The sequence below is a fragment of the Gardnerella sp. C0684A1 genome (assembly GCF_055326835.1).
The window spans coordinates 1-254 of record NZ_JBLTSX010000057.1 but is presented as its reverse complement, the minus strand read 5'-3'; the positions used below and the strand labels follow the sequence as shown (position 1 = coordinate 254).

Genomic DNA, 254 nt, shown 5'->3' with positions numbered 1-254 from the left:
AGCCCGTTCGAATTCCGTTCCAATGGGCACCGATCGACCACCCTCCTCGGCCACGAGCGCGCAGCAGGCCAGCGCTACCGTTCTGCCATCCTGCCGTGCGATCTGCGCCAGCTGCCAGGACGACTTGCCGATAGCCCTGATGCCGGAAGAAACATGGACCAGGGCCGGATAGTAGGCCTCGGCGACATAGTTCAGCAGATGGGCCGCAATCAGGATCCGGAACGGCTTCAGGCCCGCTTCCCCATTGATTGCTG

At 63.0% G+C, this 254-nt stretch carries 1 protein-coding gene; it reads right to left on the bottom strand.

The window, feature by feature from the left end; all coding sequences use genetic code 11:
• A partial coding sequence (locus ACNEUN_RS06340; RefSeq protein WP_463631599.1) for a hotdog family protein occupies positions 1-254 on the bottom strand: 254 nt, incomplete at both ends.